The organism is Bradyrhizobium zhanjiangense, from assembly GCF_004114935.1.
Taxonomy (GTDB): Bacteria; Pseudomonadota; Alphaproteobacteria; order Rhizobiales; family Xanthobacteraceae; genus Bradyrhizobium; species Bradyrhizobium zhanjiangense.
On sequence record NZ_CP022221.1, the window covers coordinates 224,816 to 249,824 of the forward strand.

Here is a 25,009-nt window from a genome sequence, read left to right on the forward strand (position 1 = left end):
GACGCGGAGAGACTGATGCGCCCTCACACCCCTGCCATCATCACGTATTTGATCTCGACATACTCTTCCATGCCATGATGCGAGCCTTCACGCCCGAGGCCGCTCTCCTTGACGCCGCCGAAGGGGGCGACTTCCGTGGTGATGAGGCCGGTGTTGACGCCGACCATGCCTGATTCCAGCGCCTCGGCGACGCGCCAGACGCGGCCGAGATCGCGGGAGTAGAAGTAGGAGGCAAGGCCGAACGGCGAGGCGTTGCACATCGCGATGACGTCGGCTTCGTCCTTGAAGCGGATGACGGGCGCGAGCGGGCCAAAGGTCTCCTCCTGCGACACCAGCGAGTCCGGCTTGACGTCGGCCAGCACGGTCGGCTCGAAGAATGAGCGCCCGAGCTCGCTGCGCTTGCCGCCGGTGACGATTTTGGCGCCGCGCTTGATGGCGTCGGCGATGTGGCGCTCGACCTTGTCGATCGCCTTCATGTTGATCAGCGGGCCCTGCGTGACGCCGCTCTCGGTGCCGTCACCGATCTTCATCGCCGCGACCTTCTTCGACAGCTTCTGCACGAACTCGTCGTAGATGCCATCCTGGGCGTAGAGGCGGTTGGCGCAAACGCAGGTCTGGCCCATGTTGCGGTATTTCGAGACGATAGCGCCTTCGACCGCGGCGTCGATGTCGGCGTCGTCGAACACCACGAACGGCGCGTTGCCGCCAAGCTCGAGGCCGAGCCGCTTCACGCCGACGGAAGCCTGCTGGTAGAGGATCTTGCCGACGGCGGTCGAGCCGGTGAAGCCGACGAAGCGAACCGCCGGATGCTCGCACAGCACTTTGCCGATCGGCGGTGCGTCACCGGTGATGATGTTGAATACGCCCTTGGGCACACCGGCCTTCTCGGCAAGAGCCGCGAGCGCGAGCGCCGACAGCGGCGTCTCATTGGCGGGCTTCAGCACCACGGTGCAGCCGGCCGCCAGCGCCGGCGAGACTTTTCGCGTGATCATCGAGTTCGGGAAATTCCACGGCGTGATCGCGCCGCAGACGCCGATCGGCTGCTTGATCGCGAGCAAGCGCGCATCGCTCCGCTGCGTCGGGATGGTCTCGCCATAGACGCGCCTCGCCTCCTCGGCGAAGAACTCGACGTAGGCGCCGCCGATATCGACCTCGCCGAGCGCCTCGGTGAGCGGCTTGCCCTGCTCGGAGGTGAGGATCAGCGCGAGATCCTCGCGATTGGCGACGATCAGCTCGAACCATTTGCGCAAGATGTTGGAGCGCTGCTTGGCGGTGAGCTTGGCCCAGGCCGGGAACGCGCGCTCGGCGGCTTCGACCGCTTTGGTGGTATCGTCCGCGCCGAGCTGCGGAACCTTGGCGAGCTCGACGCCGGTCGCGGGATTATTCACGGCGAAGACCGGCGAGCCGACCCAGGCGCCGTCGATGTAACAGGCTTCCCTCAGCAGCGACGGGTCCTTCAACCGGTCGCGCAGATTGGACGAGGCTTGCGGGGCGCGGGCGGCAGTCGGGGTCATGGCGTTACTCCTCAGGGCGCGATCGGATCGGCCCGGAATATAGGGATAGACGGCGCGCAATGCACCGCCCCGCAACGCACATCTGCCTTCAGCTAAACGGGAGCGCGACCTCAGGCCGCGCCGCTCAGATAGGTCTCGCGGCGGCCGATCATGCGCTCGGCGGCGGCCTTGGCGTCGGCCTTCGAGGAGGTCGCGCAGGTGCGGTATTCGAGATCGGGCACATCCGAGGTGTCGCGGCGGCCGAACCATGACTTCGAACCGACCGGCAGCAATGCCAGCGCCTGCGCCAGATTGTCGACCGCGCCGAAGGAGTACAGCGCGCCGGTGCCGGCGATGCGAACCTCGTAAATGCCGGGCGAGATCGGCGCCTCCAAATTGTCGCCCCGTCCGGGACGGGGATAGCGCTTCCATTCACTCCAGGTCGAAATCATTTGAGGTCCCCTCGCGGCCGATCAGCAGCCGCCAATTTGCATTAAGTCTTAACGTCACCGGCCAATTGGCCGCGTGCTGAAGCGCCGCAACGCACAAAATGCTTCAGGTGAGTCAAACACGCGAAACATACCGCCAGCGCCCATTCACGGCCACGGCGAGATGCAGCCATCCACCGCAGGTTGTGAAAGAGTGTTGCAGTTCAGCTCCGTTGTCGTCCTGCGTGGAACGCCGACCGTCAAGTCACGACATCGCGACCGGCACAGGTACATGGATGCGCTTGCCGCGCCGAGCATGCGGGAGGACAATCAATCACTTCCAACAATAATCAAACCGGAGGAAACACGCATGCAAAGCCGAGCCCAGATCGACGAACTTCTGCGCCAGAAGAGCGACGCAAAGGAAATTCCCGGAGTCGTCGCCATCGCCGCCAGCGGTAAAGAAGTGCTGTATCAAGGTGCGTTCGGCAAGCGCGACCTGTCCAAGCCCGATGCGATGACCGCGGACAGCGTGTTCTGGATCGCCTCGATGACGAAGGCGGTGACATCAGCCGGCGCGATGCAGCTCGTCGAACAGGGCAAGCTGTCGCTGGATGCGCCGATCGGTGAAGTGCTGCCCGATCTCGCCACCCCGCAGGTGCTCGAAGGCTTCGATGCCAAGGGCGAGCCGAAGCTGCGGCCTGCGAAGGGGCCGATCACGCTGCGCCACCTCATGACCCACACGGCGGGCTTCTGCTACAACATGTGGAACGGCGATCTCGCGATGTATCTGGAGAAGACGGGGATCCCCGCCATCACCACCTGCCAGAATGCGGCGCTGAAGACGCCAATCATGACCGATCCCGGCACGCGCTGGGAATACGGCACCAACATCGACTTCGTCGGCAAGGCGGTGGAGGCCGTCAGCGGCAAGCGGCTCGATGCGTATTTGCGCGACAATATGTTCGCGCCGCTCGGCATGAGCGACACCGCTTTCAAGATCACCGATAGCATGCGCAAGCGTCTGGTCGGCATGCATGCGCGCGGCGAGGACGGCCAGCTCGCATCGATCCCGTTCGAGCTCGAGCAGGAGCCGGAATTCCACATGGGCGGCGGTGGCCTTTACTCGACCGCGGGCGACTACATCAAGTTCACCCAAATGATTCTCAACAAGGGCCGCGGCAACGGCAACCAAGTGCTGAAGGCGGAGACGGTTGCGACGATGGGACAGAACCACATCGGCGATCTCGCCATGGGCAAGATGACGACGGCGGCGCCGATGTACACCAACGACGTCGATCTCTATCCGGAGCAGGTGAAGAAGTGGGGGCTGAGCTTCCTCATCAACACCGCCAAGACCGCGGAAGGGCGCAGCCCGAACAGTCTCGCCTGGGCGGGCCTCGCCAACACCTATTACTGGATCGACCCGTCGCGCGACGTCACCGGCGTGATCCTGATGCAGCTGTTGCCGTTCGCCGATGGAAAGTGCCTGGAGGCGTTCGCGGGATTCGAACGCGGGATCTATGCTGGGCTCGATGCTGCTGGAAGCGGGCAGAAGGCAGCGTAAGGGGCGCGCACGGCCGCGCAGCTCTCACCACACGACGACTGTCATCCTCCGCGAAGGCGGGGGATCCAGTACGCCGCGGCCTCTCGGTTCAATCACTGCCGTCTCGGAGTACTGGATCGCCCGCCTTCGCGGGCGATGACAGCTGAGAGTTTGGCGCGCACCTGAATCCACATCGTCATTGCGAGCCACCGGGTCCGCGCGAAGCGCGGCCCGATGACAGGCTCCGCGAAGCAATCAAGTCTGCCGCCGCGGAAAGATACTGGATTGCTTCGCTTCGCTCGCAATGACGGGGAGTGAGCGAAGCCTACCCCGTCAGCCCGCGCTGCTCGGCGAGCTCCTTCAGCGACACCTGGGGCCGCGCCCCGATGTGCTGGATCACTTCGGCCGCCGCAAGCGCGCCGAGCTCGCCGCACTGCTTGTACGCGAAGTTGCGCGCGAGGCCATACAGGAAGCCGGCGGCGAAGAGGTCGCCGGCACCGGTGGTGTCGATGACCTTGTCGACCGGGAATGCCGGCGCGGCGACGGCGTCTTCCACTGAGACCACCATGCAGCCCTTCTCGCTGCGGGTGACGACGCCGAGATTGACGTCGTTGCGCAGCTGCTTCAGCGCGGTGTCGAAGTCCGAGGTCATGTAGAGCGAATGCAGCTCGGCCTCGTTGGCGAACACGATGTCGACAGTGCCGTTGCGCATCAAGGACAGGAACTCGTCGCGATAGCGGTCGACGCAAAAGGAATCCGACAACGTCAGCGCCACCTTGCGCTTGGCATCGTGGGCGATCTTGGCCGCCTTGACGAAGGCGTCCTTGGCGTTCTTGGGGTCCCAGAGATAGCCTTCGAGGTAGACGATGCCGGCGCCGGCGACCTCGGCCGGATCGATGTCGGCCGGCGACAGATCCTGCGCCGCGCCGAGATAGGTGTTCATGGTGCGCTCGCCATCGCCTGTGACCAGGATATAGGAGCAGCCGGTGGCAGGGCCGTCCGTTGCGGCCGGCGTGTTGAAAGCGACGCCGGCGGCGCGGATGTCGTGGACATAGAGCTTGCCGATCTGGTCGTCCTTGACCTTGCCGACATAGGCGGCGCGTGCCCCTAAGCTGCCGATGCCGACGATGGTGTTGGCGGCAGAGCCGCCCGAGACTTCCGTCGCCGGGCCCATGTCCTTGTAGATGGCGGCCGCCCGTGCCTCGTCGATCAGGGACATGCTGCCCTTGGTCATGCCATGCTTGGCCAAAAAGGCCTCGTCGGTCCTGACCAACACGTCGAACAGCGCGTTGCCGATGCCGAGAACGTCATATTTCACGTCAGCCATTCACCTTGATCCTGTTGCCGGATTGCGATCCCTGCGGAAATCCGCTTCCTGTAGTCCTGAAATCTGGCTCGCGGCCTATCACGACCAGCCCTTCGCGGGCAAGCAACGGTATTATTGCGCCCGATGATCCGCTCCTTCCTGACCGTCTCGACGGGAACGCTGGCCTCGCGGCTGCTGGGCTTTGCCCGCGATTCCCTGATCGCGGCGCTGCTCGGCACCGGCGCCGTGGCGGATGCGTTCCTGGCGGCATTTCAGCTCGTCAACGTCGTGCGCCGGCTGCTCAGCGAGGGGGCACTGAATGCAGCACTGATCCCGGCATGGCTGCGTATCCGCGACCGTGATGGCGAGGCCGCTGCGGCGGCGTTCGCCGGACGGGTGCTCGGCACGGTCAGCGCAGCTCTGGTCGCGATCTCGATCGGCATTGCGCTTCTGATGCCGCTGATCATCACGGTGATCGCCCCGGGCTTTCTCGGTAGCCGCACGCTCGATCTCGCCGTGCAGAACGCGCGGCTGATGCTGCCTTATCTCGCCTTCGCCGGCCCCGTCACCGTGCTGATGGGACTGCTCAACGCGCAAGGGCGCTTTGCGCTGACGGCGTTCTCGCCGCTGCTGTTCAACATCGCGCTGATCGCCGCGATCGCGGCGCTGCTCGCCTGGCATGCCGATGCGGACCTCGCTGCGTGGATGCTGGCCGCCGCCGTCGGCGTCGCCGGTCTGCTGCAATTGCTGATGCTGCTGTCGCAGCGAAGCGCGCGCCTTGCGACGCCGTTGCGCGTGAGTTCTGACAAGGAGATGCGGGCCTTTTTTGCCAAGGCCATTCCCGGCATGATCGCAAGCTCGGGCCCGCAATGGTTGATGGTCGCCGGCGCGATCATCGCCTCGGCGACGCCCTCCGCTGTGTCCTGGCTCTATTTTGCCAACCGCCTGATCGAGCTGCCGCTCGGCATCGTCGGCGTCGCCATGGGCACGGTGCTGGTGCCGGAGCTGACGCGTGCGGTCGGTAGCGGCGACCGTGTCGCGGTGGCGCATGCCGAATCGCGCGCGCTGGAGCTGGCGACCGGGCTGGCGCTGCCGGCCACGCTCGGCCTGATCGTGCTGGCCGAGCCGATCGTACGGCTGCTATTTGAGCATGGTGCGTTCAGCGTCGAGGACAGCACGGCCACGGCGCGCGCATTGATGTGGCTGGCGCTGGGCCTGCCGGCGCACGTGCTGATCAAGGCGCTGTCGCCGGCCTTCTACGCCCGCAGCGACACGATGACGCCGCTACTCGCGACGGCCAAAGGCTTTGTGGTGACGGTCGGGCTCGCGGTTGTGCTCGGTCATGTCTTTGGCGCCAGCGGGATCGCGGCGAGCATCGCGGCCGGCGCCTGGAGCAGCGCGCTCTCGCTGCTTCGGAAAGGCACAACCGAATTCGGCTTCTCGGTCGACGCCTCGGCCCGCAAGCGGCTGCCGCGGATCGTGCTGGCCGCGATCGCCATGGGCGCCCTGCTCTGGCTGACCGCCGGTCTCGTGCCTGCCGAGACCCATGGCTTGATCAAATTCGTCGCACTGGGTGTGCAGATCGCGGCGGGGATCGCCGTCTACGGCCTGCTCCTGCAAATCCTCGGCGCAACCTCCTGGCGCGAGGCGATTAACGCGTTGAAACGGCCGGGTCGTTAGAGCGCTCGGCGCCCGGCTTTCCACCTCTCCTATCGGGAGAGGTGGAAATGCCCTTGACGGGGCTGCGCCGCTGTTGGAAACGACGGCCGTATCTTCCAGGAAAGCTGACCATGCCATTCGTTGAACGAGTCTTTTCGGGCGTCCAGCCGACGGGCAATCTGCATCTCGGCAATTACCTCGGCGCGATCGTCAACTTCGTGAAGATGCAGGAAACCCACAACTGCATCTATTGCGTCGTCGACATGCACGCGATTACGCAAGGCGTCGATGTCTGGGGCGGACCGGCCGAGCTCACGCGCAACACCCGCGAGGTCACCGCGGCGTTCATCGCTGCCGGCATCGATCCGAAGAAGCACATCGTGTTCAACCAGAGCCAGGTCTCCGGCCATGCCGAACTCGCCTGGATCTTCAACTGCGTCGCGCGCATGGGCTGGCTCGGCCGCATGACCCAGTTCAAGGAGAAGGCCGGCAAGGACCGCGAGAACGCCTCGGTCGGGCTGTTCGACTATCCCGTGCTGATGGCGGCGGACATCCTGCTGTACCGCGCCACCCACGTGCCGGTCGGCGAGGACCAGAAGCAGCATCTCGAGCTCTCGCGCGATATCGCGCAGAAGTTCAACAACGATTTCGGCGATTCCATTCGCGCCCAGGGACACAATGACGGCTTGTTCTTCCCGCTGCCGGAGCCGCTAATCACCGGTCCGGCGACGCGCGTGATGAGCTTGCGTGACGGCACCAAGAAAATGTCGAAGTCGGACGCTTCCGACAATTCGCGCATCAATCTCACCGACGATGCCGACACCATCGCGCAGAAGATCCGCAAGGCGAAGACCGATCCGGAGCCGCTGCCGAGCGAGGAGAAGGGCCTGGAAACGCGTCCCGAAGCCGACAATCTCGTCGGCATCTTCGCCGCGCTCTCCGGTCGCTCCAAGGCCGACGTGCTCAGGGATTTCGGCGGCGGCCAGTTCTCCAGCTTCAAGAACGCGCTGGCCGAGTTGTGCGTCACCAAGCTCGCGCCGATCGCCGGCGAGATGAAGCGCCTCGTCGCCGACCCCGGCCATATCGACGCGATCCTGAACGAGGGCTCCGACCGGGCCCGCACTATCGCCGACGAGACCATGAAGCTCTCGAAGGACATCGTCGGCTTCATCCACCGGCGCTGAAGATCGCATCTGAGAAACCGGCCTGCGCCACGGCGCTGGCCGATGTCCCCTCTCCCAAACGTTCCGGGAGTGTGGCAGCATGCTGGCCGTGCACACGCCGGGACATGCATGACCAGCAAGCGACTTTGCTTCGAGCCGGGTCACAAGCCCAAATGCCTCGTCATCGTCGACGACACCGCCGAATGGGATCGCGCGGTGTATTACGCCAGCCGCTGGGCAATCCGCGCCGGCGGCGGCGTGGTGATGCTGCGCATCATCGAGCCCGAACAGCAGAGCCAGGAATGGCTTGGTGTCGCCGACATCATGCGCGCCGAGGCACAGGAAGCGGCGGAGGCCGCGCTCGACCGCGCCGCCGGTCGCGCCAACGGCATCGCCGCGATCACGCCGGAGCGCGTGATTCGGGAAGGCGCCGCGATGGAACAACTGCTCGCGGTGATCGACGAGGATCCTGATATCGCCATGCTGGTGCTGGCCGCGAGCCCCGGTGCGGAGGGACCGGGGCCTTTGGTCTCGCTGCTCGCCCATTCGCTCGGCACGTTTCCGGTTCCGGTGACGATTATCTCCGGCGCGCTGAGCGACCGAAGCGTGGATTCGCTGTCTTAGCTCTTCCCCTCTCTCCGCAGGCGGGGAAAGGGAGACGCAAGCACCCTAACTTGCTGATATAACAGCGAAACGCCCTTCTCACCCCTTGATCGTGCGTTCCCCGTCGCCATCTGCTACTGGATAGAGCACGCGCCGGCCTTGAACCGGCGACGTCTGGAGAAAACCATGTTCATTCAAACCGAAGCCACCCCCAATCCCGCTACGTTGAAGTTCATTCCCGGCCGCGTCGTGGTCGACGGCAGCCCGGTGGAGTTTTCGAGCCGCGAAGCCGCAGGCCGCTCGCCGCTTGCCGAAAAGCTGTTCGACGTGCCCGGCGTCACCGGCGTGTTCTACGGATCGGACTTCATCACCGTGACCAAGGCGAGCGGTGAGTGGCAGCAGCTCAAGCCCGCGATTCTCGGCGCGATCATGGAGCACTATATGTCCGGCGTGCCGCTGCTCGCCGACGGCACAGTGCAAAGCGATACCGAACTCGACGACCACGGTGAATTCTTCGACGAGGCCGATGCCGAGACGGTCGACATGATCAAGGACCTGATCGAGACTCGGGTGCGGCCGGCGGTCGCCAATGACGGCGGCGACATCACCTTCCGCGGCTTCAAGGACGGCGTCGTCTATCTCAACATGAAGGGCGCCTGCTCGGGCTGCCCGTCATCGACTGCGACGCTCCAGCACGGCATCCAGAACCTCTTGAAGCACTTCGTGCCCGACGTGGTCGAAGTCCGGCCGATGTAAGCAAGCTGCCGTAGGGTGGGCAAAGCGAAGCGTGCCCACCAAGATCCCGTCATTTGCGGAACGATGGTGGGCACGGCGCAGGTGCGCCTTTGCCCATCCTACCGAGATATGGAGCTGCAAAGGCGTGGATGGCCGGGACAAGCCCGGCCATGACGATGGGAACGACGAGCATTCCCTGACGGATGATGCTACGATCGTTCCATGCTGATCCTCGCCATCGATACTGCGCTCGACGCTTGCTCCGCGGCCGTGCTCGACACCGAAACGGCCGAGCTGCGCGCGCAGGAATCGCTGCCGATGAAGCGTGGGCATGCCGAAGCCTTGATGCCGCTGATCGCGCGGGTGATGCAATCGGCCAATCTCGCCTTCACCGCGCTCGACCGCATCGCGGTCACCGTCGGTCCTGGAAGCTTCACCGGCCTGCGCGTCGGTATTTCGGCGGCGCGCGGCCTTGCGCTCGCGGCGAGGCGGCCGGCGGTCGGCCTGACCACCTTGTCGGCCTATGCCGCCGCCATCGTCGGCCAGAGCCGATCGGTGCCCGTGATGTCCGCGATCGATGCGCGGCACGACCACGTCTATTTCCAGATCGTCGCCGGCGACGGCAGCCAGCTGGTGCGACCGCAGGTCGCCAGCATCGACGAGGCGATCGCGGCTTCGCAATTCGGCGCGCCGCACCTGGTCGGCAATGCCGCGAACATCCTTGCCGGGCGCTGGCCGAAGGATGCGCCGCAACCCATTGCGGTCGACGCGCAGCCCGCGCCCGACATCGGCTGGGTCGCCTGGCTTGGCGCCGCGGCCAATCCCGACACGACCCCGGCGCGGCCGTTCTATCTGCGCGCGCCCGACGCCAAGCCGGCCGCGCAGCTACAGCTCGCAGCACAAGCTGCAAGCTCATGATGGGATGGTTCTCGCAATGGTGGCGCGGCGGCACTGCCGCCGTCGAGCCCGCGTCCGCGCGCGATGCCGCGCGGCTGGCGCAGCTTCATGGCGCCTCCTTCGCACGCGGCTGGGGCGAAGGCGAGTTCGAGAGCATGCTCGGTGAGCGCAACACGCTGGTGCATCGCTTGCGCCTCGGCGGCAAGACGATCGGCTTTGCGGTGTCGCGGATCGGCGCGGACGAAGCGGAAATCCTCTCGATCGCAGTCGATCAGGCCCATCGCGGCCGCGGCCTCTCCCGCACGCTGCTGATGACCCATCTCGGCCACCTCGCCGGGCGCGGGGTGCGCACAATATTTCTCGAAGTCGAGGAAAATAACCAGCCGGCGCGCCGCCTCTACGATCGGGCCGGATTCATGGTGGTCGGGCGCCGCGAACGCTACTATAAGCAGCCGAACGGGGAACAATTGAACGCCCTTCTGATGCGACGTGACTTGTCGTAACATTGGTGGCAGAAAGCGCCTCCGCCAGGCAGACAATCATATGACCGCACTGAAACCTTCTTCCGCATCCAAGGCATCCGGCATCGAGGCGCGCTGTGCCGCCACCGGCATGCGCATGACCGAGCAGCGCCGCGTCATCGCCCGCGTGCTCGCGGAGGCGGTCGATCATCCCGATGTCGAGGAACTGTACCGGCGCTGCGTCGCCGTCGACGACAAGATCTCGATCTCGACGGTCTACCGAACGGTGAAGCTGTTCGAGGATGCCGGCATCATCGAACGCCACGATTTCCGCGAGGGCCGCGCGCGCTACGAGCAGATGCGCGACAGCCATCACGACCACCTCATCAATCTGCGCGACGGCAAGGTGATCGAGTTCACCTCCGAAGAGATCGAGAAGCTCCAGGCCGAGATCGCCCGTAAGCTCGGCTACAAGCTGGTCGATCACCGCCTCGAGCTCTATTGCGTTCCGCTCGACGACGACAAGCCGACGAGTTAGTCGCGAATTTGAGCAGATCTCTCCGCGAGCTCACTTCACCTCTCCCCGACGGGGAGAGGTCGATTTGCTCCTGGCGATGCGTAGCATCGTCCAGCGCAAATCGGGTGAGGGGGCTCAGGTCCCACGAGAGTCCACAACCCCTCACCCGGCGCTTCGCGCCCACCTCTCCCTATGGGAGAGGTAGCACCACCCGCGCGGCACCAGAGTGCCTCCACCAAGTCAGGCGCTGAATGCCCATCGACCTCATCATCTTCGACTGCGACGGCGTGCTCGTGGACAGCGAGGTGATCTCCTGTCGCGCGCATGCCGATGTGCTGACGAGGCACGGCTATCCGATCACGTCGGATCAGGTGTTCGCGCGCTTCCTCGGCCGCTCGACGCGGCAGGCGAATCTCGAGATCGAGACCGAGCTCGGCCGCAAGCTGCCCGAGGCCTATCACGGCGATCTGCAGGACGAGCTGTTCCGCTCGTTCGAGGCCGACCTCGAAGCGATCCGCGGCATCCATGATGTGCTCGATGTCGTCACCCAACGCGTCTGCGTGGCCTCGAGCGGCTCGCATCAGCGCATGCGCGTGAGCTTGGGGAGCACGGGCCTCTACGAGCGCCTCGCGCCAAATATCTTCTCGGCCTCGCAGGTGAAGAACGGCAAGCCGGCGCCGGAGCTGTTCCTGTTCGCGGCAAACGAAATGGGCGTGCCGCCCGAGCGCTGCGTCGTGATCGAGGACAGCCTGGCCGGCATTGCCGGCGCGCGAGCTGCCGGGATGCCCGTGTTCGGCTTTTACGGGGGCAGCCATTGCCGCGATGGCTATGCCGAAACCCTGCGCCTGGCCGGCGCCGACCTGCTCTTTGCCGACATGCATCAGCTGCCGGAGCTGGTCCGGCGGGTCGAGGCGGACGCCCTGGCGGGCTGATTTCGCCCTCTCACCGTCATTCCGGGGCGCGCGCGACGCGCGTGAACCGGGAATCTCGCACCAGAACCTCTGGATTCCGGGTTCGCGACTGCGTCACGCCCCGGAATGACGACCCAAATGGCCCCCTTCGCTGGATTTTCGCGCCTCCAGCCTATATCTGAGGGCTGTCCTCCAGCTCCATTTTCGGGTTCCATGACGCCGCCGCGCAAGCTGCACATCAAATCATATGGCTGCCAGATGAACGTCTACGATGCCCAGCGCATGGTGGACACGCTGGCTCCGGAAGGATTCGTGGAGACGGCCAGCGCTGAGGACGCCGACCTCGTCATCCTCAACACCTGCCATATCCGCGAGAAGGCCTCGGAAAAGGTCTATTCCGAGCTCGGCCGCCTGCGCGTTGCCAAGGACGAGGCCGCGCGCGCGGGCCGCGCGATGCAGATCGCGGTCGCGGGCTGCGTGGCACAGGCCGAGGGCGAGGAGATCGTGCGCCGCGCGCCTGTCGTCGATGTCGTGGTGGGACCGCAGAGCTACCATCATCTGCCCGGGCTGTTGAAGCGCGCTGGCGACGAGGGCCGCGCGATCGAGACCGAATTCCCTGCGCAAGACAAGTTCGGCTTCCTGGCCCAGCCCAAACCCGATGCGATCCGCGCGCGCGGCATTTCCGCTTTCGTCACGGTGCAGGAAGGCTGCGACAAGTTCTGCACCTTCTGCGTCGTGCCGTATACCCGCGGCGCCGAGGTGTCGCGTCCCGTGGCAAAGATCGTGGACGACGTGAAGCGGCTCACTGAGAACGGCGTGCGCGAGCTCACGCTGATCGGCCAGAACGTCAACGCCTATCACGGCGAGGGGCCGGACGGAAAAAGCTGGCCGCTCGGCCGGTTGCTCGAGCATCTGGCGCAAATCCCGGGCATCGCCCGGCTGCGCTATTCCACCAGCCATCCCCGCGACGTCGATGACAGTTTGATTGCGGCCCATCGCGATCTCGATGCCCTGATGCCGTTCGTGCACCTGCCGGTGCAGTCGGGCTCGGACCGGATTCTGGCCGCCATGAACCGCAAACATACCGCCGATGATTACCGGCGGGTCATCGAGCGTTTCCGTACCGCACGCCAAGACATTGCTTTTTCATCGGATTTTATCATCGGCTTCCCCGGCGAGAGCGAGCAAGATTTTCTCGCCACCCTCGCGCTTGTCACGCAAATCGGCTACGCTGCGGCTTATTCGTTCAAATATTCCGCCCGGCCGGGAACGCCGGCCGCGGACATGCAGGAGACGGTGTCCCCCGCCGAGATGGACCAGCGATTGGAGCGGCTCCAGGAACTGATCGACAGCCAGCAATCGGCCTTCAACAAGGCTGCGATTGGCTCAACGATCGACGTGCTGTTCGAGCGTCCGGCTCGCAAGGAAGGCCAGATCGTCGGCCGCACCGCTTACCTCCAGCCCGCGCATGTGATGGCCTCGCCCGACATCATCGGCCAAATCCTGCCGGTCCGGATCGACAGCCTCGAGCGCTACAGCTTTCTCGGCGAGCTCGTGACGCCGCGCAACGCGCGCGAGCCCGCTTTATCGCAAGCCACTGGAGCCTGAACCCTTGCCAAAAAGCGCATCGGATTCGTCTTCGTTCGCTCCCAGCCGCAAATTTGACCGCGACATGCAAGTACCGCCCGAGACCCAGGTCGTCATCGATTTCGACGACAACCGTGCCGCTTCCGCGCTGGTCGGCCCGTACGGCCAGCATCTCGCGCAGATCGAGCGGCGGCTCGGCGTGATCGTCGACTCCAAGGGTAACCACATCACCATCGGCGGCACGCGCGACGGCTGCGACGCCGCACGCCGCGTGCTGGAGATGCTCTACGCGCAAGCCGTGAAGGGACAGGATCTCGACCAGGGCGAGGTCGAGGGCGCGATCCGCGCCGTGATCGCCCAGGGCTCGCTGTTCGAGTTCGACGCCAAATCGGCCAAATCGACCTTCGACAGCATCAATTTGCGCAAGCGCCCGGTGCGCGCGCGCACGGCCGCGCAAGATTCCTACATCCGCGCGCTGAAGCGCCACGAGCTGGTGTTCGGCATCGGTCCCGCCGGCACCGGCAAGACCTGGCTCGCGGTCGCGTATGCCGCGCAGCTGTTCGAGCGCAAGGAGGTCGACAAGATCATCCTATCCCGTCCGGCGGTGGAAGCCGGCGAGCGGCTCGGCTTTTTGCCCGGCGATCTCCGCGAGAAGGTCGATCCCTATCTGCGCCCGATCTACGACGCGCTCTACGATCTCATGGACGCGCGCATCGTCGAGCGGGCGCTCCAGACCGGCGAGATCGAGATCGCGCCGCTCGCCTTCATGCGCGGCCGCACGCTCACCAACGCCGCCATCATCCTGGACGAGGCGCAGAACACCACGTCGATGCAGATGAAGATGTTCCTGACCCGCCTCGGCGAGAACAGTCGCATGATCGTCACAGGCGATCCCTCGCAGATCGACCTGCCGAACGGCCAGACCTCGGGTCTGGCGGAAGCAACCCGGCTCCTGAACGGCGTCGAGGGGATTGCGCAAGTGCATTTCAAAGCCGAGGACGTGATCCGCCACGAGCTCGTGGCGCGGATCGTCGCCGCTTACGAAGGGTCGCCGCAGCGGCCGGCCACCGGTCAATCCTGACGAGGCAACAGCCGGACCAAGCGGGCGCGGACAGCGCGCCTTTTCGTCCCAGACAGCACAATGTCCCATTCCAACCTACCCATCACCGAGGTCCTCGTCGTCGCCGATTGCTGGCAGCGCGAGCCCGATTCCGAAACCGTGATCCAGCGCGCGGTTGCGGCCGCCGCCGAGAATGTCGACGAAGACGTCGCCGACGCCGAAGTGGCTGTGATGCTGACCGATGACGCCGGCATCCGCACCCTCAACGGCAACTGGCGCGGCATCGACAAGCCGACCAATGTGCTGTCGTTCCCTGCGCTTCAGCCCGAGGGCGAGTGGAAGCCGGGCGATGCGCCGCGCATGCTCGGCGACATCGCGATCGCCTACGAGACCATGCGGCGCGAGGCGGACGAGGAACACAAGCCGTTCGATCATCATTTGAGTCATCTCGCCGTGCACGGTTTCCTGCATCTGATCGGCTACGACCACGAGAACGACGACGACGCCGAGGAGATGGAAGCGCTGGAGACGCAGATCCTGGCGCATCTCGGCATTCCCGATCCCTATGCAGACCGCCCGGGGACGAATTGAGATGCCGGATTCCGATCCAATCCAGGACAACCCGCGCAACACGCGCAATCTGCCCGCCGTCGTGACCCAAGGCGAGGTGATGCGCCCGACCGCGGAAGGCTGGCTCTTGCGCGCCATCCGGACGCTGTTCGGCTGGAAGGCGGGATCGGTGCGTGACGACCTCCAGGTCGTGCTCGACGCGTCGACGCCTGACGACACCGGTTTCTCCGCGGTCGAGCGCACCATGCTGCGCAACATCCTCGGCCTGCATGAGCGCCGCATCGCCGACGTCATGGTCCATCGCGCCGACATCGTCGCGGTGAAGCGCGACATCCCGCTCGGCGAATTGATGGACCGCTTCGAGAGCGCCGGCCATTCGCGGCTCGTCGTCTACAACGAGACGCTGGACGATCCCGTCGGCATCGTCCACATCCGCGACCTGCTCGCCTTCATGACCGCGCGTGCGCGCGTGTCGGAGGCCACCAAGACCAAGCGCAAGAAGCCGCTGCCGGCCGGGCTCGATTTGCGCGCCGTCGATCTCGCGCTGCCGCTTCACGAGGCGCGCATCATCCGCAAGCTGCTCTACGTGCCGCCGTCGATGCGGGCGATCGACCTGCTCGCGCAGATGCAGGCCACGCGCATCCACCTCGCGCTGGTTGTCGACGAATATGGCGGCAGCGACGGGCTGGTCTCGCTCGAGGACATCGTCGAGCAGATCGTCGGCGAGATCGACGACGAGCACGACAGCGACGAGCCGCCCTCGATCGTGCGCCTGCCCGACAACGCCTTCATCGCCGACGCCCGTGCCAGCCTCGACGACGTCCGCTCGGTGATCGGCGAGGATTTCGTCACCGGCGAGGCCGGCGAGGAGGTGGAGACGCTGGGCGGCTATCTCGTCAGCTTCGTCGGGCGCCTGCCGGTGCGCGGCGAGGTGATCTCGGGCCCCGGCACTTACGAGGTCGAGGTGCTCGACGCTGATCCGCGTCGCGTCAAGCGGCTGCGCATCTCCACGCGGAAGGAGCGTCCCGCGCCTCGCACCCAGCGCGAGAGCCGCCGCCGCGAAGCTGCGCCGGAGAGCGGTCAACCGCCGGCCAGTGACACGCCGACCCCGCCGCCGAGCGACGGGGCCGGTCCGCAGTGAGCCCGCTCCAGCGACTTCGGCAGATTGCGCTTGCCATTATCCTCAGCTGGGGATGGAAGCGCGCCGTCATCGCCATGGCGGCCGGGGCGCTGTCGGTGCTGGCGCTGGCGCCGTTCAATCTCTTCCCGGTGCTGTTCGTCACCTTCCCGGTGCTGGTCTGGCTGATCGACGGCGCCGGCGGCGGACGATATGGCGGCGTGCCTGCCGCGGCGCTGACCGGCTACTGGTTCGGGCTCGGCTATTTCGTGCCCGGCCTCTACTGGATCGGCTACGCGTTCTTCGTCGAGGCCGACGTGTTCGCCTGGCTGACACCGTTCGCCGTGCTGGGCTTGCCGGCCTATCTCTCGATCTTCACGGCAATCGGCTTTGCGCTGGCGCGCCTGCTCTGGACCAAGAACGCCACGCGCGTGCTGGCGCTCGCAGCAAGCCTCACCATCAGCGAATGGCTGCGCGGCCACGCGCTGACCGGCTTTCCCTGGAACGCGTTCGGCTACGCGCTGTCCGAGCCGCTGCCGCTGGCGCAGACGGCATCGCTGATCGGCCTGTGGGGCATGACGTTCCTGACGGTCGCGATCTTCGCGAGCCCCGCGACGCTATTCGATCGCGCGCCCGATCGCCGCCTGCAATGGCGCGCGCCGGCCGCCGCAATTGCGCTTCTGATCGTCATGGGCATCTTCGGCGCGATCCGCCTGTCGCTGCATCCGACCACGATGGTCGCGGGCGCCAAGCTGCGCCTGATGCAGCCGAACCTCCAGCAGGACGCGAAATTCAACTACGCCGCCAAAGCGGAGGTGATGAAGAAATATTTGGCGCTGTCCGACCGCGCCTCCGGCCCGCAATCGACCGGCGTGCGCGATGCCACCATCCTGATCTGGCCGGAATCCGCCTTCCCGTTCTTCCTGACTCGCGAAGCCGACGCGATGGCTGAGATCGCCGACCTTCTGCCGAAGGGCACGGTGCTGATCACGGGTTCGGTCCGCGCGCCCGACCTGCCGCGGGGCACGCCGATCACGCGTGCCTATAACTCGATCTACGTGATCGACCACGACGGCAGCGTGCTCGCTGTGTACGACAAGCTGCATTTGGTGCCGTTCGGCGAATTTCTTCCCTACCAGGGGCTGATGGAGAAGCTCGGTTTCGAGCAGCTGACGCGCGTGCGCGGCGGCTTCATTCCCGGCACCGTGCGCCATGCGCTGCCGGTCGCCAGCGCGCCGCCCGCGCTGCCGCTGATCTGTTACGAAGCCATCTTTCCCGGCGAGGTGGGCGGACGCAGCGAACGTCCGGGCTGGATCGTGAACCTCACCAATGACGGCTGGTTCGGCATCTCGACCGGTCCCTATCAGCATCTGGAGCAGGCGCGGATGCGCGCGATCGAGCTCGGCTTGCCGCTGGTCCGCTCCGCCAATACAGGCATCTCCGCAGTGATCGATCCGGTGGGGCGCACCATCGTCAGTCTCGGCCTCGGAATCGAGGGCATTTTGGATGCAGGTCTGCCCGCCGCGATCCCGGCGACGATCTATGCGCGGGTGGGCGACGTGCCCGCAGCCATGCTCGTCGCGCTCGCCGTGATTGTGGCGGTCCGCCGACGTGTCGCCAAACGGCACCTCTGATTGCCTCGCTGCGGACTTAGCCGGAATCCTTTGACAACCGTAGTCCCACGGTTGACAGACTGCACGCGGGCTCCCCATTCTGCACCAGCTGCAAAAGACAGCGGTGCGTTGCTAAATTTCTCCGCAATGTTTCCCAATAAGAGGGGCTGATTTGACGGTGCTGACACCCGAGGCACGCTTGATGATTGCGCCGAGGGTGATGTTTGGAGGGCTGAGGAAATGTCGAAAGCGCCCAACCCTGTTGACAAATATGTCGGCAGTCGCGTGCGTATGCGCCGCATCATGTTGGGCATGAGCCAGGAAAAGCTCGGTGAAGCTTTGGGCCTGACTTTCCAGCAGATCCAGAAATACGAGAAGGGCACCAACCGGGTCGGCGCGAGCCGCATCCAGCAGATCGCCGAGATTCTCCAGGTGCCGGTGTCGTTCCTGTTCGAGGGCGGGCCGAGCGGTGTGCCGGGCCCGGAAGGCTTCAGCGAAGGCGCCTCGCCCTCTTACGTCTCGGATTTCCTCGCGACATCGGAGGGACTCGCCTTGACCAAGGCGTTCACCCGAATCACCGATTCCAAGATGCGCCGCTCCATCGTCGATCTCGTCGAGCAGATCGCCGCCCGCGAAGGCCCCGACAAGCGCTGACGCGTCCTCGCAATGGCGATTTGAGACTGCGCCAAATCTGGCCTATGTCGTCATTTGCGACCGCGCCCTCGATGCGCGTCCTTCCCGATGATGCGATTCAAAGGCATAGATGCGTTCATGGCCAGCTCCAATTGGTTCGATTCCCAAACCATTCTCGATGGCATCCGGCGCTGGGTTGAGATCGAGACGCCGACGGAAGCACCTGAACAGGTCAACAAGCTGATCTCCGTGGTCGCGGAGCAATACCGCGATCTGCCCGTGACGCTCGAGCGCGTCGCCGGCGTCGGCGGCTGCGGCGACCATCTCGTGGCGCGTTCGACCTGGGGCCAGGACGAGCCGGGCATCCTGGTGCTGAGCCACCTCGATACCGTTCATCCCATGGGCTTCATCAACCGCCTGCCGTTCAAGGTCGAAGGCGACAGTGCGTTCGGTCCGGGCATCTACGACATGAAAGGCGGCGCCTACATCGCCCATCACGCCTTTGGTGCGCTCTGCGCCGTCGGCGATCGTTCGCCGCTCGGCATCACCCACATGTTCACCTCCGACGAGGAGATCGGCAGCCCGACCTCGCGTGCGCTGATCGAGCAGGAAGGGCGCAAGGCCAAATACGTGCTGGTGACGGAGCCGGCGCGCGACGGCGGCAGGATCGTCACGGGGCGCAAGGGCGTCGGACGCTTCCGAGTCTTCATCAAGGGCGTCCCCGCTCATGCCGGCACGCGACCCGGGGACGGCCGAAGTGCCGTCCGCGAGCTCGCCAACGTGATCCTGGCGCTGGAGGGAATGAACGACCTGAAGCGCGGCGTCACCGTCAATGTCGGCGTGGTGCGCGGCGGCACGCGCCCCAACGTGACGCCGGAAGAGGCCTATGCCGAAGTCGATCTGCGCGTGTTGAGCCTCAACGACGCGGACGAATTCGTCGGCAAGATCCTCGCGCTCACGTCGAAGACCGACGGCGTCACCGTTGAGATCACCGGCGAACTCAATCGTCCGCCTTACGAGAAGAGCAATGCAGGCGCCGCACTCTACGAGCATGCGAAGACACTCGCCGCCGAGATCGGCTTCGAGCTGATCGACACCCACACCGGCGGCGGCTCGGACGGCAATTTCACCGCCGCGCACACTGCGACGCTCGACGGGCTCGGCGTCGACGGCAAGGGCGCGCACACCCATTATGAGCAGCTCTATATCTCGTCGCTCGCGCCGCGCGCGCGGCTGCTCCATCGCCTGTATCAGACGCTGCGATGAGCGAACGCAAATCAGTTTCCGAGCGCGATGACAGCGAGCGCGCCTTCTTCGGGCGCCGCAAGGGCCACAAGCTCAGGCAGCACCAGGCCGGGCTGATCGATCATCTGCTGCCGCATCTTGCGCTCGACATCGCGAGCGAAGCGCCGGCGAATGCCGGCGAGATATTCGACCCCGCGGCGAGCGAGGTGCGGCTCGAGATCGGCTTCGGCGGCGGCGAGCATCTCGCGGCCGAGGCGCAAAACTTTCCCGCCACCGGCTTCATCGGCTGCGAGCCCTATGTCAACGGCATGGCAAAAATCCTCGCGCAGATCGAGGCGGCCAATATCGGCAACATCCGCCTGTTCGCGGGCGATGCCGCCGAGCTCTTGGCCTGGCTTCCGCAAGCCTCATTGTCGCGGATCGACCTGATCCATCCCGATCCCTGGCCGAAACGGCGGCACTGGAAGCGGCGCTTCGTGCAGGACAGGACCATTGCCGCAATGGCGCGCGTGCTGAAGCCTGGCGGCGAATTCCGCTTCGTCTGCGACATCGACGATTACTGCGCCTGGACGCTGTCGCATCTTGCGCGCTCTCCGGACTTCGAATGGCTTGCCGAACGCGCCGACGATTTCCGGCAGCCCTGGGCGGGCTACACCATGACGCGCTACGGCCGGAAAGCCGCGCGCGAAGGGCGCAAGGCGGCTTATCTGCGGTTTCAGCGAGTGTAGATACTTCGCGCGGCTCGTCCGCAGTCGTCATGCCCGGGCGTGTCCCGGGCATCCACGGACTTCCTTTCTTCGGTCGCGAAGAACGTGGATGGCCGGGACAAGCCTGGCCATGACGGCAAAGCTGGATGCCTTGATTTCAGATCGTCTGCCGGTTGCGCCAGAAATTCACGACGCGTTCGGCGGTCGTCGGCATCAGGCGCGTGAAATTCATGCGCGCGGTCTCGACGTCGGCATCGGCCGGGGTGCGGTGCGGCCCGTACCAGAGCAGGATGAGCGCGCGCACCGTGGGCCAGCCGAGATTGAGCACGCGCCCCAGGATCAAAATCGGATCGTAGCGATCACCGGCGATCAGGCGGTCGAGCATCGAAAGGCGGACACCGGACATCGCCGAGAGCGAGGCGATCGATTCCTCGTATTTGTGCGCCTTGGCGAAACCGAGCAGCGCGCTCTCGCCGAGATGGCCATCACGATGCAGGGCCAGCACCGTGCGCTGTGCCGCCGAGAAGTCGCGGCGCGGCCCCGGCGGCAGCGCCGCCTCCTCGATGGCCGCCATCGCGCGCTTGATCTCGATCTGGCGCGCGGGATTGACCACGCTGGAGAGGCGACGGCGGATGACGTCGAGCGTACCGTCGAGAAGCTCCTTCAGGTGCTCGCCCGAGAGATCGTTGCGCTGACCGATCTTGAGCGTCAGCACGCCGTCCTGCGCGGCGCGCTTGATCAGCTCGGAATAGCTGCCGGGCGAGAACACCGCACCGGCATTGCCAGCGGCGCGACGCACCACGTCGCGATCACCGCGCTCGACCAGCACGTCGGTAACGACAGCCGGCAAGGTGGGGCGATCCGTCATCGCCAGCAAATGACTCTGACTCTTCAACCGCGCGATCTCGACCAGGGCGGCCTCGTCGAGGACGGGCGAGCGGCGCAGCACAGGGCCCGCCACCATAATCTCGTTTTCGCGCGCGAGCTGGTTCACCAGATGCGGCGGCGCGTTGCCGAGGCGCGAGAAGCGCTCGGCGAGATCGATGCGCGAGGCGAGCTCGGCATGCGGGACGAGATCAATCAGGAGATTGTCGAACAGATCGATCAGTTCGGGGCCGAGTTTTTCGGCATCCCGGAAAAACAATGCAGAGATGGCCCGCGCGATCTCGCCGCGACGCCGCGGATCGCCGCGTTTGACGATATCGTCCAGTCCAGGGATCAGCGACGTGGCAACGGTCATGAAACGCAACTCGGGATCTGGCACGCCGTGGGCGCGCCGTAGCTCAAGCCGCCCCACAATCGGAGAATCTAGGCCTGCTTGATGAAGGAAGCGTTGCGCGGCGGACCGTCCGAAGGGCGCAAAAAGCCTCGTCCTTCCTGCAATGGGCCTTGTCCGGGAGGGTGGAAAAGGCTATATCAGCGCCAATTCATCTTCTCATACGATCCGCGTAGTGAGAGTGGGCCCGAAAGGACCCGCTCTTTTTTATTACCTGAACGCGGCTTGGCGGAAGATGCGGCCCGACGCGTTGTCGGGAGAGTTCCGAAGCGGGCTTTGGAATTAACCGAGCCTTAACCATCGAGCGCCTGACCCCTGTCATGATCGAACCGAACTCTGGTTCCACGGATGCCGAATTGCTGGCCGAGCCGCGGCTCGTGGTCGAGCCCGGCGTCGCGGCCCGGGTGTCCGCGGTTGCAGCGCCCGTGCTCCAGGGCATGGGCTATCGCCTGGTGCGGATCCGTATTTCCGGAGAGGCCGGCTGCACCGTGCAGATCATGGCCGAGCGGCCGGATGGCTCGATGCAGATCGAGGATTGCGAGGCGATCTCGCGGGCGCTGTCGCCTGTGCTCGACGTCGCCGACCCCATCGATCGCGCCTACCGGCTGGAAATCTCCTCGCCGGGGATCGACCGCCCCCTGGTGCGACGCTCCGATTTCCAGCGGTACGCTGGACATCTGGTGAAGATCGAGATGGCGGTGGCCCATGAGGGCCGGAAGCGGTTCCGCGGCACGCTCGGTGCTGTCGAAGGCGATCGCGTGCATCTGCATCGCGACGACGTCAAGGCGGGTGATGATCCCGACGTTCTCCTGACCATGGAGGATATCGGCGAGGCACGGCTGGTGCTGACCGACGAGCTGATCGCGGAATCGATGCGTCGTGGCAAGGCCGAGGCGCGCGAGATGCGCCGCAATCTCGGCCTCGAGCCGCCGCCGGCGCCGCACGCCAAGATCAGCGAGAAGACCACCAAGAACACCAAGCCGAAGAAGAAGCCGGCCCCGACCAATACGAAGAAACACCGCCTTGCCGCCGAACGCGCGCGGCGCGGCGAGATCGAGCCTGACGAAGGAGACTAGCCATGGCAGTCAGCGCCAATCGACTTGAATTGCTCCAGATCGCGGACGCCGTTGCGCGCGAGAAATCGATCGACCGCGGCATCGTCATCGCCGCGATGGAGGACGCCATCGCCAAAGCGGCACGGGCCCGTTATGGCAGCGAGACTGACGTTCACGCCGAGATCGACCCGAAGAAGGGCGAGCTGCGGCTGTCGCGCCACATGCTGGTGGTCGATAAGGTGGAAAACCATTCCAACCAGATCTCGCTGGTGGATGCGCAGCGCGCCAATCCCGGTGCCCAGGTCGGCGACACCATCGCCGACACGCTGCCGCCGCTGGAATATGGCCGCATCGCCGCGCAGTCGGCCAAGCAGGTGATCGTGCAGAAGGTGCGCGAGGCCGAGCGCGACCGGCAATATCAGGAATTCAAGGACCGCATCGGCGACATCGTCAACGGCGTCGTCAAGCGCGTCGAATATGGCAGCGTGATCGTCGATCTCGGCCGTGGTGAAGCCATCATCCGCCGCGACGAGATGCTGCCGCGCGAAGTGTTCCGCAACGGCGACCGTGTCCGCGCCTACATCTTCGACGTCCGCCGCGAGACGAGAGGCCCGCAGATCTTCCTCTCCCGCACCCATCCGCAGTTCATGGCAAAGCTGTTCGCGCAGGAAGTGCCGGAGATCTATGACGGCATCGTCGAGATCAAGGCGGTCGCCCGCGATCCTGGCTCGCGCGCGAAAATCGGCGTGATTTCCCGCGATTCCTCGGTCGATCCGGTCGGCGCCTGCGTCGGCATGCGCGGCTCGCGCGTGCAGGCGGTGGTGAACGAATTGCAGGGCGAGAAGATCGACATCATTCCCTGGTCGCCCGACATCGCGACCTTCGTGGTCAACGCGCTGGCGCCGGCGGAAGTCTCCAAGGTCGTCATCGACGAAGATCGCGAGCGCATCGAGGTCGTCGTCCCCGATACCAACAACCAGCTTTCGCTCGCGATCGGCCGCCGCGGCCAGAACGTGCGTCTGGCCTCGCAGCTCACCGGCTGGGACATCGACATCCTGACCGAGCAGGAGGAATCGGAGCGCCGCCAGGCGGACTTCGAGAACTCCACCCGCGTCTTCATGGAATCGCTCAACGTCGACGAAGTTGTCGGCCAGTTGCTGGCGTCCGAAGGCTTCACCTCGGTCGAGGAACTCGCGATGGTGGACGTCAAGGAACTCGCCAGCATCGAGGGTTTTGACGAGGAGACCGCGCAGGAGCTCCAGAACCGCGCCCGCGAATATCTCGAGCAGCTGGAAGCCGAGCTCGAGGCCAAGCGCAAGGAACTCGGCGTCGAGGACGCGCTCAAGGACGTGCCCGGCGTGACCTCGAAAATGCTGGTGAAGTTCGGCGAGAATGACATCAAGACCGTCGACGACCTCGCCGGCTGCGCCACCGACGATCTGGTCGGCTGGACCGAGCGCAAGGAAGGCGGCGAGCCGACCAAGCATGCTGGTGCGCTCGACGGCATCGACATCTCCCGTGACGATGCCGAAGCCATGATCATGCAGGCCCGCGTCAAGGCCGGCTGGATCACCGAGGCCGATCTTGCCAAGCCCGAAGAAGCCGAGGCGACCGAAGATCAGCCGGCTTAAGGCGTGTTCAGCAAAAGTGGAGACCGGTTTTGCGTAAAGAACACGCGACTTAGAAGGCGAAGGAGGATGTCGACCGGATGCTCGCCAGCACTGACAGCGAACTCGACCATGGGCCGCGGACCGAAAAGTCCGCGACCATGCGGATGTGCGCGGTCAGCCGCGAGGTCCGGCCGATCGACGAGCTGATCCGCTTCGTCGTATCGCCCCAAGGCGACATAGTTCCCGATCTCAAGCGCAAGCTGCCCGGACGTGGCATGTGGATCACCGCCTCACGGCAGGTGGTTGCGGAAGCCGTGCGGCGTCACCAATTTAGCAAGGCCTTCAAGCGCGACCTGCGCACCCCCCAGACGCTTCCCGCCGACATCGAGACGCTTCTGGTTCGGAGCGTGACGGAAGCCCTTGGGATCGCCGCCAAGGCGGGCCAGGTCGTGGCTGGCTTCGGCAAGGTCGAGAACGCCCTTCGGGAAGGCACGGTCGAGGTCCTGATCCATGCCAGCGACGGGGCCGCGGACGGAATCCGCAAATTGGACATGCTGGCGCGTCAAAATGCCGGAAATCGCGGCGCCACGCCGCCGATTCCCGTCATCACCGCGCTGAAATCGATAGAATTGGATTTGGCACTGACCCGGTCAAATGTGATACATGCTGCGCTGCTCGCGGGCCCGGCGAGCAGGTCATTCCTGTCACGTAGCCAGATGCTGGTCCGATACCGGATGGCGGACGATGACAAGACGGCCGAAAAGCACGGCCAGGATTTCTGAGAGACAACGACGAACCGATACGACGGTGCGGCAAC

Annotated in this window: 24 protein-coding genes; 20 read left to right on the plus strand and 4 right to left on the minus strand. The window is 65.2% G+C overall.

The window, feature by feature from the left end:
- Positions 1 to 23: 23 nt before the first annotated feature.
- Together XH85_RS01055 and XH85_RS01060 are read right to left on the minus strand one after the other, a co-directional pair.
- Entirely contained in the window at positions 24 to 1,514 is a 1,491-nt protein-coding gene (locus XH85_RS01055) for an NAD-dependent succinate-semialdehyde dehydrogenase (RefSeq protein ID WP_128930374.1), read from the minus strand.
- 110 nt (positions 1,515 to 1,624) lie between these two features.
- Positions 1,625 to 1,945, minus strand: a complete 321-nt coding sequence (locus tag XH85_RS01060; RefSeq protein ID WP_091898185.1) for a hypothetical protein — start codon at positions 1,943 to 1,945, stop codon at positions 1,625 to 1,627.
- A 346-nt stretch (positions 1,946 to 2,291) separates the two neighbouring features.
- Here XH85_RS01060 and XH85_RS01065 point away from each other — a divergent pair, with 346 nt between their 5' ends.
- Positions 2,292 to 3,488, plus strand: coding sequence for a serine hydrolase domain-containing protein (locus XH85_RS01065; protein WP_164940674.1), 1,197 nt, complete (start codon positions 2,292 to 2,294; stop codon positions 3,486 to 3,488).
- A gap of 304 nt (positions 3,489 to 3,792) precedes the next feature.
- On the opposite strand, the gene XH85_RS01075 is transcribed toward XH85_RS01065, so the two are convergent.
- Positions 3,793 to 4,794, minus strand: coding sequence for an adenosine kinase (locus tag XH85_RS01075; protein ID WP_128930376.1), 1,002 nt, complete (start codon positions 4,792 to 4,794; stop codon positions 3,793 to 3,795).
- Between the two features lie 123 nt (positions 4,795 to 4,917).
- Here XH85_RS01075 and murJ point away from each other — a divergent pair, with 123 nt between their 5' ends.
- The 16 genes from murJ (at position 4,918) to trmB (ending at position 20,272) form a co-directional block, all read left to right on the plus strand.
- Positions 4,918 to 6,453, plus strand: a complete 1,536-nt coding sequence (gene murJ, locus XH85_RS01080; protein WP_128937052.1) for a murein biosynthesis integral membrane protein MurJ — start codon at positions 4,918 to 4,920, stop codon at positions 6,451 to 6,453.
- Between the two features lie 110 nt (positions 6,454 to 6,563).
- Positions 6,564 to 7,616 (plus strand): tryptophan--tRNA ligase, encoded by a 1,053-nt coding sequence (gene trpS / locus XH85_RS01085; protein ID WP_128930377.1) that lies wholly within the window; start codon positions 6,564 to 6,566, stop codon positions 7,614 to 7,616.
- Positions 7,617 to 7,724: 108 nt separating this feature from the next.
- Entirely contained in the window at positions 7,725 to 8,219 is a 495-nt protein-coding gene (locus XH85_RS01090; RefSeq protein WP_164934829.1) for a universal stress protein, read from the plus strand.
- Positions 8,220 to 8,384: 165 nt separating this feature from the next.
- On the plus strand, positions 8,385 to 8,954 hold the full coding sequence (locus tag XH85_RS01095; RefSeq protein WP_128930378.1) for a NifU family protein: 570 nt from the start codon (positions 8,385 to 8,387) through the stop codon (positions 8,952 to 8,954).
- Between the two features lie 201 nt (positions 8,955 to 9,155).
- The gene (tsaB, locus tag XH85_RS01100) at positions 9,156 to 9,851 is read left to right on the plus strand and encodes a tRNA (adenosine(37)-N6)-threonylcarbamoyltransferase complex dimerization subunit type 1 TsaB (RefSeq protein ID WP_128930379.1); all 696 of its coding nucleotides are present in this window, start codon (positions 9,156 to 9,158) and stop codon (positions 9,849 to 9,851) included.
- On the plus strand, positions 9,848 to 10,333 hold the full coding sequence (gene rimI / locus XH85_RS01105) for a ribosomal protein S18-alanine N-acetyltransferase (protein WP_128930380.1): 486 nt from the start codon (positions 9,848 to 9,850) through the stop codon (positions 10,331 to 10,333). Before tsaB ends, rimI begins: the two co-directional genes overlap by 4 nt.
- A 40-nt stretch (positions 10,334 to 10,373) precedes the next feature.
- A complete protein-coding gene (locus tag XH85_RS01110) occupies positions 10,374 to 10,829 on the plus strand; it encodes a Fur family transcriptional regulator (protein ID WP_094894339.1) in 456 nt (151 codons plus the stop codon).
- 230 nt (positions 10,830 to 11,059) lie between these two features.
- Positions 11,060 to 11,740 carry an HAD family hydrolase gene (locus XH85_RS01115; RefSeq protein ID WP_128930381.1) on the plus strand — a complete coding sequence of 227 codons (681 nt, stop codon included), beginning with the start codon at positions 11,060 to 11,062 and terminating at the stop codon, positions 11,738 to 11,740.
- 192 nt (positions 11,741 to 11,932) lie between these two features.
- The gene (gene miaB, locus XH85_RS01120) at positions 11,933 to 13,327 is read left to right on the plus strand and encodes a tRNA (N6-isopentenyl adenosine(37)-C2)-methylthiotransferase MiaB (protein WP_128930382.1); all 1,395 of its coding nucleotides are present in this window, start codon (positions 11,933 to 11,935) and stop codon (positions 13,325 to 13,327) included.
- A 64-nt stretch (positions 13,328 to 13,391) separates the two neighbouring features.
- Positions 13,392 to 14,387 (plus strand): PhoH family protein, encoded by a 996-nt coding sequence (locus XH85_RS01125; protein ID WP_091882190.1) that lies wholly within the window; start codon positions 13,392 to 13,394, stop codon positions 14,385 to 14,387.
- A 60-nt stretch (positions 14,388 to 14,447) separates the two neighbouring features.
- Positions 14,448 to 14,957 (plus strand): rRNA maturation RNase YbeY, encoded by a 510-nt coding sequence (gene ybeY, locus XH85_RS01130; RefSeq protein WP_128930383.1) that lies wholly within the window; start codon positions 14,448 to 14,450, stop codon positions 14,955 to 14,957.
- A gap of 1 nt (position 14,958) precedes the next feature.
- Positions 14,959 to 16,077 carry a hemolysin family protein gene (locus XH85_RS01135; RefSeq protein ID WP_164934831.1) on the plus strand — a complete coding sequence of 373 codons (1,119 nt, stop codon included), beginning with the start codon at positions 14,959 to 14,961 and terminating at the stop codon, positions 16,075 to 16,077.
- Positions 16,074 to 17,687, plus strand: coding sequence for an apolipoprotein N-acyltransferase (lnt, locus tag XH85_RS01140; protein WP_128930385.1), 1,614 nt, complete (start codon positions 16,074 to 16,076; stop codon positions 17,685 to 17,687). The genes XH85_RS01135 and lnt overlap by 4 nt, the downstream gene beginning before the upstream one ends.
- Before the next feature lie 219 nt (positions 17,688 to 17,906).
- On the plus strand, positions 17,907 to 18,320 hold the full coding sequence (locus XH85_RS01145; RefSeq protein WP_024338547.1) for a helix-turn-helix domain-containing protein: 414 nt from the start codon (positions 17,907 to 17,909) through the stop codon (positions 18,318 to 18,320).
- A gap of 87 nt (positions 18,321 to 18,407) precedes the next feature.
- Positions 18,408 to 19,565: a M20 family metallopeptidase gene (locus XH85_RS01150; RefSeq protein WP_128930386.1), complete on the plus strand. Its 1,158-nt coding sequence runs from the start codon at positions 18,408 to 18,410 to the stop codon at positions 19,563 to 19,565.
- Positions 19,562 to 20,272 (plus strand): tRNA (guanosine(46)-N7)-methyltransferase TrmB, encoded by a 711-nt coding sequence (gene trmB, locus XH85_RS01155; protein ID WP_128930387.1) that lies wholly within the window; start codon positions 19,562 to 19,564, stop codon positions 20,270 to 20,272. The genes XH85_RS01150 and trmB overlap by 4 nt, the downstream gene beginning before the upstream one ends.
- Before the next feature lie 136 nt (positions 20,273 to 20,408).
- On the opposite strand, the gene XH85_RS01160 is transcribed toward trmB, so the two are convergent.
- Positions 20,409 to 21,491 (minus strand): DUF2336 domain-containing protein, encoded by a 1,083-nt coding sequence (locus XH85_RS01160; protein WP_128930388.1) that lies wholly within the window; start codon positions 21,489 to 21,491, stop codon positions 20,409 to 20,411.
- Between the two features lie 356 nt (positions 21,492 to 21,847).
- On the opposite strand from XH85_RS01160, the gene rimP reads away from it, so the two are divergent.
- The 3 genes from rimP to XH85_RS01175 all read left to right on the plus strand — a co-directional run bounded on the left by rimP (position 21,848) and on the right by XH85_RS01175 (position 24,974).
- The gene (gene rimP / locus XH85_RS01165) at positions 21,848 to 22,603 is read left to right on the plus strand and encodes a ribosome maturation factor RimP (protein WP_128930389.1); all 756 of its coding nucleotides are present in this window, start codon (positions 21,848 to 21,850) and stop codon (positions 22,601 to 22,603) included.
- 2 nt (positions 22,604 to 22,605) lie between these two features.
- Positions 22,606 to 24,213 (plus strand): transcription termination factor NusA, encoded by a 1,608-nt coding sequence (nusA, locus tag XH85_RS01170; protein WP_128930390.1) that lies wholly within the window; start codon positions 22,606 to 22,608, stop codon positions 24,211 to 24,213.
- A 77-nt stretch (positions 24,214 to 24,290) separates the two neighbouring features.
- Positions 24,291 to 24,974, plus strand: a complete 684-nt coding sequence (locus tag XH85_RS01175; protein ID WP_128930391.1) for an RNA-binding protein — start codon at positions 24,291 to 24,293, stop codon at positions 24,972 to 24,974.
- Positions 24,975 to 25,009: the final 35 nt, after the last annotated feature.

Bases quoted from the DNA above. Each gene is read 5' to 3' on its own strand.
- XH85_RS01090 (WP_164934829.1), top strand. From the start codon at position 7,725: ATGACCAGCAAGCGACTTTGCTTCGAGCCGGGTCACAAGCCCAAATGC.
- rimI (WP_128930380.1), top strand. From the start codon at position 9,848: ATGATGGGATGGTTCTCGCAATGGTGGCGCGGCGGCACTGCCGCCGTC.
- XH85_RS01110 (WP_094894339.1), top strand. From the start codon at position 10,374: ATGACCGCACTGAAACCTTCTTCCGCATCCAAGGCATCCGGCATCGAG.
- rimP (WP_128930389.1), top strand. From the start codon at position 21,848: ATGATCGAACCGAACTCTGGTTCCACGGATGCCGAATTGCTGGCCGAG.
- nusA (WP_128930390.1), top strand. From the start codon at position 22,606: ATGGCAGTCAGCGCCAATCGACTTGAATTGCTCCAGATCGCGGACGCC.
- XH85_RS01095 (WP_128930378.1), top strand. From the start codon at position 8,385: ATGTTCATTCAAACCGAAGCCACCCCCAATCCCGCTACGTTGAAGTTC.
- XH85_RS01125 (WP_091882190.1), top strand. From the start codon at position 13,392: ATGCAAGTACCGCCCGAGACCCAGGTCGTCATCGATTTCGACGACAAC.
- trmB (WP_128930387.1), top strand. From the start codon at position 19,562: ATGAGCGAACGCAAATCAGTTTCCGAGCGCGATGACAGCGAGCGCGCC.
- XH85_RS01055 (WP_128930374.1), bottom strand. From the start codon at position 1,514: ATGACCCCGACTGCCGCCCGCGCCCCGCAAGCCTCGTCCAATCTGCGC.
- XH85_RS01150 (WP_128930386.1), top strand. From the start codon at position 18,408: ATGATGCGATTCAAAGGCATAGATGCGTTCATGGCCAGCTCCAATTGG.
- XH85_RS01175 (WP_128930391.1), top strand. From the start codon at position 24,291: ATGCTCGCCAGCACTGACAGCGAACTCGACCATGGGCCGCGGACCGAA.
- XH85_RS01160 (WP_128930388.1), bottom strand. From the start codon at position 21,491: ATGACCGTTGCCACGTCGCTGATCCCTGGACTGGACGATATCGTCAAA.
- XH85_RS01075 (WP_128930376.1), bottom strand. From the start codon at position 4,794: ATGGCTGACGTGAAATATGACGTTCTCGGCATCGGCAACGCGCTGTTC.
- XH85_RS01135 (WP_164934831.1), top strand. From the start codon at position 14,959: ATGCCGGATTCCGATCCAATCCAGGACAACCCGCGCAACACGCGCAAT.
- murJ (WP_128937052.1), top strand. From the start codon at position 4,918: ATGATCCGCTCCTTCCTGACCGTCTCGACGGGAACGCTGGCCTCGCGG.
- XH85_RS01115 (WP_128930381.1), top strand. From the start codon at position 11,060: ATGCCCATCGACCTCATCATCTTCGACTGCGACGGCGTGCTCGTGGAC.
- trpS (WP_128930377.1), top strand. From the start codon at position 6,564: ATGCCATTCGTTGAACGAGTCTTTTCGGGCGTCCAGCCGACGGGCAAT.
- tsaB (WP_128930379.1), top strand. From the start codon at position 9,156: ATGCTGATCCTCGCCATCGATACTGCGCTCGACGCTTGCTCCGCGGCC.
- XH85_RS01060 (WP_091898185.1), bottom strand. From the start codon at position 1,945: ATGATTTCGACCTGGAGTGAATGGAAGCGCTATCCCCGTCCCGGACGG.
- ybeY (WP_128930383.1), top strand. From the start codon at position 14,448: ATGTCCCATTCCAACCTACCCATCACCGAGGTCCTCGTCGTCGCCGAT.
- XH85_RS01145 (WP_024338547.1), top strand. From the start codon at position 17,907: ATGTCGAAAGCGCCCAACCCTGTTGACAAATATGTCGGCAGTCGCGTG.
- miaB (WP_128930382.1), top strand. From the start codon at position 11,933: ATGACGCCGCCGCGCAAGCTGCACATCAAATCATATGGCTGCCAGATG.
- XH85_RS01065 (WP_164940674.1), top strand. From the start codon at position 2,292: ATGCAAAGCCGAGCCCAGATCGACGAACTTCTGCGCCAGAAGAGCGAC.